This is a genomic window from Methylobacterium sp. J-088 (genome assembly GCF_022829295.1).
Classification (GTDB): Bacteria; Pseudomonadota; Alphaproteobacteria; order Rhizobiales; family Beijerinckiaceae; genus Methylobacterium.
Map to the genome: position 1 here is coordinate 1 of NZ_JAKSYH010000106.1, position 8,939 is coordinate 8,939.

Below are 8,939 nucleotides of genomic sequence, written 5' to 3' on the forward strand. Positions count from 1 at the left end.
CCAGATGCGCCGATAGGCTCTCGATCAGGGCGGTGCGCAGACAAGCGGACATGGGGGGATCCCTTTGGCGAGGAATCCCTCAGTCCACCACGGCGCGCCGCCCGCCGCCACTGTGTCGTGTACCGTGCGCGTTGCAATCGATCACGGCTCTAAGCCTTTGTTTTTACGCGCTCTCTTGCGCCGAACCGGCGTCCACTTCGACGGAGAGCGCTCTAGCCGGACTGGCCGAACACCCGCTCCAGATCCGCCTGCGCGATCCCATCGATCTCCAGAATCTTCAACCGACTCTGGTCGCCAGCCGCGATCCGCACCGAACCTCGGCTCACCTTGAGGGCCTTGGCAATCATCTTCTCCAGCGCAGCGTTGGCGGCGCCTTCCACCGGCGGGGCGGCGACGCGGGCCTTCAGGTAGGGCTGGCCCTTCTCGTCCCGGGCCCATCCCTCGGTGGCGTCCCGCCCGCCGCGGGGTGTCAGCCGCACCGCCAGCCGAACCGTCATCGGGCGGGTCTCAGAAAATCTTGCCGGGGTTCAGCCGATTGTCCGGATCGAGCGCCCGCTTCACGAGGCGCATGGCGGCGATCTCTTCAGGCGAGCGCGACAGCATCAATTTGCCCCGCTTCTCCAGCCCGATCCCGTGCTCGGCCGAAACCGAGCCCTTCAGCCCGGCCAGCGGCTCGTAGATCGCCGCATCGATCGCGGCGTTGCCGACGGTATCAAGACGGCTCGTGTTCCAGTGCAGGTTGTTGTCACCGATATGGCCGTAGACCACGGCCCGGCAGCCCGGAATCGCGGCGAGCCGTTCGAGCGCACCGCGCACGTAGCCATCCATCTTCGCCAGCGGCACGCTGACATCGAAGGCACGGTCGAGCCCGTCGGCGTTTAGGTGCTCTACCCGGTCGCGGATACGCCACATCCCGCGCCTCTGCTCTTCGGAGGCGGTGATTGCGGCATCAAGGATCGTACCCTCGCCCATCAGGCGCTCCAGCAGGCCGAGGAACCGCTCGGATTCCTCGGGGACACACTCGACTTCGATGATCGCGTAGAACGGATAGTCGTGGTCGAGCGGCGGGGTCGCCCGGCCGGGGGATGTCATCACCCGGTAGAAATCCGGCCACAGGCCTTCGAAGGACGAGACGCGCCCCTGGAATGCGCTCTGCGCCGCGCGCAGGACCCTGGCACCGTCATCGACGCCCGGGCAGGCGATCAACGCGGTCGCGTAACCGGCCGGTTCCGGACGCAGCCGCAGCACCGCCCGCGTGACGATGCCGAGCGTGCCCTCGGTGCCGATGAAGAGCTGCTTCAGGTCGAGCCCGGTGTTGTTCTTGATCAGCGGGCGCATCGAGGACACCACCGTGCCGTCGGCCAACACCGCTTCGAGACCGAGCACCATCTCGCGCATCATGCCGTAGCGCAACACACGCAGGCCGCCGGCATTGGTGGAGATCGCGCCGCCGACCGTGGCCGAGCCCCGGGCGCCGAGATCGAGGGGAAAGAACAGGCCGCTGTCGCTCGCTGCGTTCTGCACGCTTTCGAGGGTGGCGCCGGTGCCGACCACGACGGTCATGCCGAGCGGATCCACGGGCTCGATCTGGGTCATCCGCTCGGTTGAGAGCGTGATCTCGTCGGGCGCGCAGAGCGTCCCATCCACGAGCCCGGTGGCGCCGCCGCGCGGCACCACCGCGACGCGCGCTTCCTGGCAGGCTGCCAGCACGGCGCTGGTCTCCGCGGTGTTGCGCGGGCGGACCAACGCGAAGGCCGCGCAGGGTTCGGTGGGTCGCGTCCAGTTGGCCGAGCGCTGGCGCAATTCGTCACCGGTGACGAGGCCGGACGGTCCGACGATCGCGGCGAGGCGGTCGAGCAGGGCGGCATTCGTCATCGGCAGGGTCTCGACGGGAAATGTCGGCGCTGGAGCCCGAGGCTGTGTCATAGAAATCCGCGCGCCGCGAGGTTGCGCATCAGCGCGCGGGCCCCAAAGGTCCAGGGCTCGCAAGCGTCGCACGGGCGCATGCGGTTGACGAGGCTTCCGAGTTCCGGGCTCGCCACCACGACTTGGTCGCCCTCGACATGGGTGAAGCCAAGGCCTGGCCCGTGCCGATCCTCGATCGGGGCGAACATCGTGCCGAGCAGCAGCAAGGCACCGTCCGGGTAGTTGTGTGTGCGCCCCATCAGGGCTGCCACCAGTTCGTCGGGATCGCGGCTGATCTCGGCCAGCGGCGAGGCACCCTCCATGCGGAACCCCTCCGCGCCGGTCACCTCCAACGTCACGGTGGTGCGCCGGATCGTGTCGAGATCGAAGGTCTCGTCGAACAGGCGCAGGAACGGCCCGACGGCGCAGGAGGCGTTGTTGTCCTTGGCTTTGCCGAGGAGCAGCGCCGAGCGGCCCTCGAAATCGCGCAGGTTGACGTCGTTGGCGAGCGTCCCGCCGACGATCCGCTGATCCGACGCGACTGCGAGCGCCACCTCGGGCTCCGGGTTGTTCCAGTGCGATTCCGGGTGGAGGCCCGCATCCGCGCCGCAGCCCACGGCCGAGAGCGGCTGCCCCTTGGTGAAGATCTCGGCATCCGGGCCGATGCCGACTTCGAGATACTGGCTCCATGCGCCCTGCGCGACCAGCACGGCCTTGAGCGCCATCGCCTCGGCCGAGCCGGGCTTGAGCCGCCGCAGGTCCTGGCCGACCAAGCGCTCGACCTCGGCACGGATCGTCGCTGCGGCCGCGAGGTCGCCCCGGGCGCGCTCCTCAATGACCCGCTCCAGCATGGAGGTCGCGAAGGTGACGCCCGCGGCCTTCAGGGCCTGGAGATCGACCGGAGCGAGAAGCCATGGCCGGTTCGGATCGCGGGAATCCGGCGGCGTATTCGCAAGGATGGTATCGAGGCTGCCGAGATCCTCGCCCTGGGCGTCCCGCAGGGCGGCGGCGGGATCGGGCTGCTCGCACAGGTCGCTCACCGTAGGCAGACGGGGCGTGACATCGATCACCCGCGCCTCGTCAGACGCACCTGCGCGGATCGCCACGACGCTCGGACCCTGCGCGTCCGGACGCCAAACCCGACCCACGAGCGAACCGCGGCATCCGTCTACGGGCAGGATCGCGTGCGCATTCAGACCCGATAGCGGCATGGTGCTCCCCTGTCCCCAGATGGCCGGTCCCGCAGCCTGCTTCCGGGCCGGGGCGGCGCAGCCTTAGCATCCCGAATGAGAGCTGTGGCTTGAGCGCCGTTTCACCACGACCGCCCCGTAACCCACCCGTTCGAGGACGAATGACAGAACCGGGATATTCTGCAGGATGATGAAGGTGACGCCTTGCTTTCCTGCTCACGCTCCCGTGTACTGTATTCACAGAGCTGCCGACAGAGCGGCCTAGATCGGGAGGAAGCATGGCCTCGGTGGGAATCCGCGAGGTACGCAAGGCTTTTGGATCGACGAACATCCTTCACGGTGTCTCGGTCGACATCCGGGATGGTGAATTCGTCATCCTGGTCGGCCCGTCGGGCTGTGGAAAATCAACGCTCCTGCGGATGATCGCCGGGCTGGAAAACATCTCCGGCGGCGAGATCCGCATCGGCGAGCGGGTCGTGAACGATGTACCGCCCAAGGAGCGGGACATCGCGATGGTGTTTCAGAATTACGCGCTCTACCCGCATCTCACGGTGCGCGAGAACATGGCGTTCTCGATGCGGATCCGGAAAGCGGCCGCCTCCGAGATCGACCTGCGGGTCAACCGGGCCGCGCAGATCCTCGGGCTCACCCATCTCCTCGACCGCTATCCGCGCCAGCTCTCCGGCGGGCAGCGCCAGCGCGTCGCCATGGGGCGGGCGATCGTGCGTGATCCGCAGGTGTTCCTGTTCGACGAGCCTCTTTCGAACCTCGACGCGAAGTTGCGCGTCGCCATGCGCACCGAGATCAAGGAGCTGCATCAGCGCCTGAAGACCACGACGATCTACGTCACTCACGACCAGATCGAGGCCATGACGATGGCCGACCGGATCGTGGTGATGCACGACGGCGTGGTTGAGCAGATCGGACCGCCGCTCGAACTCTACGACCGGCCCGACAACCTGTTCGTCGCCGGTTTCATCGGCTCGCCGGCTATGAATTTCCTGTCCGGCAAGATCCGGGCGAACGGCAGCCTGACCTTCGTCACCGATACGGGCCTGACCATCCCGCTGACCGACATACCGGTCGGCGTCGAAGGAAAGCCCCTCGTCCTCGGGATCCGGCCCGAGCATTTCGATCTCACCCCGGACGGGATCGCCGCAGAGGTGGTCGTCGTGGAGCCCACCGGCTCGGAGACCATGCTGGCGGTGCGTGCGGTCGGCCACGATCTCACCTGCGTCCTGCGCGAACGCGTGACCGAACGGCCGGGCGAAACCGTCTTCCTGCGCCCGAACCGCGTGCACCTCTTCGATGCCGAGACCGGCCGTCGTCTGCCCACCTGAACGGCTTCCGAACGCTCGGACGGCGGGACGGTAAACCGGTCCCACTAAGCAACACATCCCGGGAGAAGCCACCCATGCAAGGTACCGACCGCCGCTCCCTCCTCGCCGGCGCTGCCGCGCTCGTTGCAGGCGGCGACCTCCTCGGCTTCGCCAAGGCCTGGGCGCAGAGTTCCGAGTGGAAGCCCGAGCCGGGGGCCAGCCTATCGCTCCTGCGCTGGAAGCGCTTCATCCCGAGCGAGGACGAGGCCTTCCTCAAGATGGTCGATGCCTTCACGCAGGCGACCGGCGTCAAGATCACGGTCAGCAACGAATCCTACGACGACATCCAGCCCAAGGCCTCAGTGGCAGCCAATACGGGGCAGGGCCCCGACATGGTCTGGGGCCTGTTCTCGTTCCCGGCGCTCTTCCCCGACAAGTGCCTGCAGCTGGAGGATGTCGCCGAGTCCCTCGCCAAGAAGTATGGCCCGTGGTTCCCGTCCGCGGAGGCCTACGGCAAGGTCAAGGGCAAGTGGATCGCGATCCCCGTTGCCTTCAACGGCGGATACCCGAACTACCGCATCTCGGCGATGAAGAAGGCTGGGTTCGAAAAGTTTCCAACCGATACTGCCGGCTTTCTCGAACTCTGCCGCGGCCTGAAGAAGAATAATACGCCCGCCGGTTTCGCGCTCGGCCACGCCACCGGCGACGGCAACACGTGGTGCCACTGGGCGCTCTGGTCGCATGGCGGCAATCTGGTCGATGCCAACGAGAAGATCGTCATCAATTCACCCGAGACCGCCAAAGCGCTCGAATACGTCAAATCGCTTTACGAGACCTTTGTGCCCGGCACCGTCTCGTGGAACGATTCCTCGAACAACAAGGCGTTTTTGGCGGGCGACCTGTATCTCACCAACAACGGCATTTCGATCTACGCCGCCGCCAAGAAGGACAACCCGAAACTCGCCGAGGACATGGATCACGCGGTCTGGCCGGTCGGCCCGGTCGGCAAGCCGACCGAGTTCCAGCTCGCCTTCCCGATCTTGGCGTTCAAGTATTCGAAAGCGCCCAATGCCTGCAAGGCGTTCATTGCCTTCTTGATGGAGGCATCGAACTACAATCCGTGGCTGGAGCAGGCACAGGGCTACTTGTGCCAGCCGCTGTCGAACTATCCCAAGAATCCGATCTGGACGGCCGACCCGAAGAACGCGGTGTTTGCCGAGGCCGGGCGGCGTTCCCTGGCGGCGGGCGGGCTCGCGCCGGTGAGCGAGCGCATCGCGGCGGTGCTGGCGGACTTCGTGGTGGTCGACATGTTCGCCAGCCACTGCACCGGTCGCGAGGACGTGAAGGGCGCGATCAAGAACGCCGAGCGCGCCGCCCAGCGCATCTTCCGCAACACCTGACTTGCGGCGCGAGAGGCGACAGCATGGCGCACACGGCCTTGACGCAACCCGCCCCAGTCGCGGTCCCGACCCGCTCAGGCTGGCAGCGCCTGCGGGCGAGCCGCGGCTGGGCAGGCTTCTGGTTCATGCTGCCGACCGCGCTGATCCTCGGCCTGTTCCTGGCCTATCCGCTTCTGAAGGGCATCTGGTTGTCCTTCACCAATACGCGGATCGGCCGGGATGGAGTGTTCATCGGTCTGGAGAATTACGAATGGCTCTGGGACGACGACGTGTTCTGGCTCTCGGTGTTCAACACCTGCCTGTACACGGCGGTCGCCTCGGCGGTGAAGTTCGCGGTTGGGCTCTACCTCGCCCTGCTGCTCAACAAGAACATGCCGTTCAAGGCGATCGTCCGGTCGATCGTGCTGATCCCCTTCGTGGTCCCGACCGTGCTCTCGGCCATCGCGTTCTGGTGGATCTTCGACAGCCAGTTCTCGATCATCTCATGGTCGTTGCGGCATCTTGGGGTGATCGATGGCAACATCGACTTCCTGGGCGAGCCGGCCATGGCCCGGGCCTGCGTGATCTTCGCCAATATCTGGCGCGGGGTACCGTTCATCGCGATCACGCTGCTGGCCGGGCTCCAGACTGTCTCGCCCTCCCTGTATGAGGCCGCGACGCTCGACGGCGCTTCGAACTGGCAGATCTTCTGGCGAATAACCCTTCCGCTTCTGACGCCGATCATCGCCGTGGTGATGACCTTTTCAGTGCTGTTCACCTTTACGGATTTCCAGCTGATCTGGGCCATGACCCGCGGCGGACCGGTCAACGCCACGCACCTGATGGCGACCCTGTCGTATCAGCGCGGCATCCTGTCGGGCACGCTGGGGGAGGGGGCCGCCATCGCCACCGCCATGGTGCCGTTCCTGCTCGCCGCCATCGGAATCTCGTGGTTCGGCCTGCAGCGCCGGGCCTGGCAGGCCGGGGAGTCCGACCGTTGAGCGCACCTGCACCGCCCGCCCATGCCGATCCGCATCTCAATCCCGTCCTGGCCGCCCAGCCGGTTGGCCTCACCGATAATTCGGAGGGCATGGCCTATCTGGAGCGTCTGCCGCGGCGGCTGGTGACGACTTACCTGCCGCTCGCGATCATTCTCGTTGTGCTGCTGTTCCCGTTCTACTGGATGGCGCTGACCGCCATCAAACCGGACGAGCAGCTGATCGACATGGAGCACTACAACCCATTCTGGGTGGTGCAACCGACGTTCAAGCATATTCACAAGCTGCTGTTCGAGACGCAGTATCCGCGCTGGCTTTGGAACACGATGTACGTGTCGGTGGCCGCCACCGCGCTGTCTCTGTTCGCGAGCGTGCTCGCCGCCTACGCTTGCGTTCGCGTGCGCTATCGAGGCGCCGGCTGGGTCGGGGCGGCGATTTTCCTGGCCTATCTCGTACCGCCTTCGATCCTGTTCATCCCTTTGGCCACCATCGTTCAGGCCTACGGGCTGTTCGACTCACCGATCGCCCTGATCCTCGCCTATCCGACAATCCTGATCCCGTTCTCGACGTGGCTCCTGATGGGTTACTTCAAGACCATTCCCTACGAGCTGGAGGAGTGCGCGCTGATAGATGGCGCGAGCCGCTTGCAGATCCTTACCAAGATCATCCTGCCGCTGGCCTTCCCGGGCCTGATCTCGGCCGGGATCTTCTCCCTGACGCTCTGCTGGAACGAGTTCATCTACGCGCTGACCTTCCTGTCCTCGACGCAGAACAAGACCGTGCCGATCGCGGTTGTAAGCGAGTTCGTCGACGGCGACGTCTACAAGTGGGGCTCCCTGATGGCTGGCGCTCTGCTCGGATCGCTGCCGCTGGTGATTTTGTACTCGTTCTTCGTGGAATATTACGTCTCGGCCCTCACCGGTGCGGTGAAGGAGTGACGTTCGGACGGGACCTCAATTTACGGGCCGTGCATCGCTCCACCTCATCCCGATGTGCCGAAGCGCAGCGCTGAAGCACAGGACGAGGGCGCGTGTTGGAGACGCAGGCGCAGCCATCCCTTTCAGGATGTTGTGCGGTGATCCGAGAAGCGCGCCGGATCCCGGATCAGGTTCCGCTGCCGATCCACCTGTCCGGGAATGGGTTCGCCCGCCGTGAGCCCTCGTGCTTGACCCAGCACCTTGAAGGGGCTGGTGGCGCGGCGCGATCGCTCGGCTCGCAACGACCGTGGCGGTTGCCCAAATAGCCGGATTGCGCAGACAATACGCACCGCCGCTGACGCAGAATCGCGGACCGCACCACCGAAGGTCACGCCATGGCCCATTTCATCGACGCCCGCGCCACCCTGGTCAACGACGCCCTCGACGGCCTGATCGCCGCGAGCGGAGGACGCCTCGCTCGGCTCGACGGCGATCCCGGCATCCGCGTCGTGCTGCGCGCGGAGTTGAATTCCAGCAAGGTCGCGGTGGTGTCCGGGGGCGGCTCCGGTCACGAGCCGGTCCATGCCGGATTCGTAGGGCCCGGGATGCTGAGCGCCGCCGTGTGCGGCGATGTCTTCGCCTCGCCGAGCGTCGATGCGGTGCTGGCCGGGATCCTTGCCGTAACGGGGCCCGCCGGATGCCTGCTCGTCGTCAAGAACTATGCGGGCGACCGGCTGAACTTCGGACTGGCCGCGGAGCGTGCCAGGGCCTTGGGACACCGCGTCGAGACCGTGATCGTATCCGACGACATCGCCCTTCCGGATGCCAAGCAGCCCCGCGGTGTCGCCGGCACTCTGTTCGTCCACAAGGTCGCCGGTCACGCAGCCGAGGCGGGCGTCCCGCTGGAGGACGTGGCGGCCCTCGCCCGCCGGGCAGCGGAGGCGGCGAAATCGCTCGGCATCGCGGTCTCGACCTGCACGATCCCCGGCTCGCCGCGCAGCGAACGTCTGGAGGAGGGGCAGGCTGAGCTCGGCCTCGGCATACATGGCGAGCCCGGCGTGGAACGCATTGCGTTGCCCCCGGCCGGCGAGCTAGATGTTTGGTCCCGGCATTTGGTGGAGCGGGTTTGATCTGAAGCGTCCGGGCTCTGCGGACCATGCTTTGCAGATGGCCTCGTAGGGCGTGAGACCCCGCAGGGTCTTCAGGCGGCGTGCGAAGTTGTAGGCGCTGA

7 protein-coding genes and 2 pseudogenes are annotated in these 8,939 nt (G+C 66.1%); 5 read left to right on the forward strand and 4 right to left on the reverse strand.

Features of this window, described 5'->3' with window-relative positions; translation table 11 throughout:
* Positions 1-212: 212 nt before the first annotated feature.
* The 3 genes from MKK63_RS11820 to MKK63_RS11830 are packed head-to-tail and all read right to left on the reverse strand — an operon-like array spanning position 213 to position 3,116.
* Complete coding sequence (locus MKK63_RS11820; RefSeq protein WP_244001869.1) at positions 213-497, reverse strand: DUF167 family protein; 285 nt, start codon at positions 495-497, stop codon at positions 213-215.
* Between the two features lie 10 nt (positions 498-507).
* Complete coding sequence (locus MKK63_RS11825) at positions 508-1,875, reverse strand: FAD-binding oxidoreductase (RefSeq protein ID WP_244001871.1); 1,368 nt, start codon at positions 1,873-1,875, stop codon at positions 508-510.
* 47 nt (positions 1,876-1,922) lie between these two features.
* Positions 1,923-3,116: a fumarylacetoacetate hydrolase family protein gene (locus tag MKK63_RS11830; protein WP_244001873.1), complete on the reverse strand. Its 1,194-nt coding sequence runs from the start codon at positions 3,114-3,116 to the stop codon at positions 1,923-1,925.
* Positions 3,117-3,373: 257 nt separating this feature from the next.
* On the opposite strand from MKK63_RS11830, the gene MKK63_RS11835 reads away from it, so the two are divergent.
* From MKK63_RS11835 to MKK63_RS11855, 5 genes and pseudogenes are all read left to right on the forward strand, one after another.
* Positions 3,374-4,435, forward strand: coding sequence for an ABC transporter ATP-binding protein (locus MKK63_RS11835; protein ID WP_244001874.1), 1,062 nt, complete (start codon positions 3,374-3,376; stop codon positions 4,433-4,435).
* Positions 4,436-4,509: 74 nt separating this feature from the next.
* Positions 4,510-5,814 carry an ABC transporter substrate-binding protein gene (locus MKK63_RS11840; RefSeq protein ID WP_244001876.1) on the forward strand — a complete coding sequence of 435 codons (1,305 nt, stop codon included), beginning with the start codon at positions 4,510-4,512 and terminating at the stop codon, positions 5,812-5,814.
* A 23-nt stretch (positions 5,815-5,837) separates the two neighbouring features.
* Positions 5,838-6,794 (forward strand): carbohydrate ABC transporter permease, encoded by a 957-nt coding sequence (locus MKK63_RS11845; protein WP_244001878.1) that lies wholly within the window; start codon positions 5,838-5,840, stop codon positions 6,792-6,794.
* Positions 6,791-7,729 (forward strand): carbohydrate ABC transporter permease, encoded by a 939-nt coding sequence (locus MKK63_RS11850; RefSeq protein WP_409564505.1) that lies wholly within the window; start codon positions 6,791-6,793, stop codon positions 7,727-7,729. The genes MKK63_RS11845 and MKK63_RS11850 overlap by 4 nt, the downstream gene beginning before the upstream one ends.
* Positions 7,730-8,103: 374 nt before the next feature.
* Positions 8,104-8,802 (forward strand): annotated as a pseudogene (locus tag MKK63_RS11855) (dihydroxyacetone kinase subunit DhaK); the annotation flags it as partial.
* Here the strand turns inward: MKK63_RS11855 and MKK63_RS11860 are convergent.
* A pseudogene (locus MKK63_RS11860) lies at positions 8,800-8,939 on the reverse strand (IS481 family transposase); the annotation flags it as partial. The pseudogenes MKK63_RS11855 and MKK63_RS11860 sit on opposite strands and share 3 nt — an antisense overlap.

Coding starts and splice junctions, on each gene's coding strand:
- MKK63_RS11830 (WP_244001873.1), bottom strand. CDS start 3,116: ATGCCGCTATCGGGTCTGAATGCGCACGCGATCCTGCCCGTAGACGGA.
- MKK63_RS11820 (WP_244001869.1), bottom strand. CDS start 497: ATGACGGTTCGGCTGGCGGTGCGGCTGACACCCCGCGGCGGGCGGGAC.
- MKK63_RS11835 (WP_244001874.1), top strand. CDS start 3,374: ATGGCCTCGGTGGGAATCCGCGAGGTACGCAAGGCTTTTGGATCGACG.
- MKK63_RS11840 (WP_244001876.1), top strand. CDS start 4,510: ATGCAAGGTACCGACCGCCGCTCCCTCCTCGCCGGCGCTGCCGCGCTC.
- MKK63_RS11825 (WP_244001871.1), bottom strand. CDS start 1,875: ATGACGAATGCCGCCCTGCTCGACCGCCTCGCCGCGATCGTCGGACCG.
- MKK63_RS11845 (WP_244001878.1), top strand. CDS start 5,838: ATGGCGCACACGGCCTTGACGCAACCCGCCCCAGTCGCGGTCCCGACC.